Origin of the sequence: Franconibacter helveticus LMG 23732 (genome assembly GCF_000463115.2) — a bacterium.
Taxonomy (GTDB): Bacteria; Pseudomonadota; Gammaproteobacteria; order Enterobacterales; family Enterobacteriaceae; genus Franconibacter; species Franconibacter helveticus.
This window is the reverse complement of record NZ_AWFX01000033.1, coordinates 1-259: the sequence shown is the minus strand read 5'-3', so window position 1 is coordinate 259 and position 259 is coordinate 1. Positions and strand designations below refer to the sequence as shown.

The following is a 259-nucleotide window of genomic DNA, read 5'->3' as shown; positions in this document are numbered from 1 at the left end:
ATTTGATGCCTGGCAGTTCCCTACTCTCGCATGGGGAGGCCCCACACTACCATCGGCGCTACGGCGTTTCACTTCTGAGTTCGGCATGGGGTCAGGTGGGACCACCGCGCTACGGCCGCCAGGCAAATTCTGTTCACCTGCCGCCACTTCCGGCCACAGGCTGTATCCGTCACAAGCTGAATTGCTCTCAAATCACGCCAAAACACCTTCGGCGTTGTAAGGTTAAGCCTCACGGTTCATTAGTACCGGTTAGCTCAAC

At 56.8% G+C, this 259-nt stretch carries 1 rRNA gene; it reads right to left on the bottom strand.

The features are described 5' to 3' along the window. Positions 1-7: 7 nt before the first annotated feature. Positions 8-123: ribosomal RNA gene (gene rrf, locus DW56_RS08995) — 5S ribosomal RNA — on the bottom strand. Between the last annotated feature and the right edge of the window lie 136 nt (positions 124-259).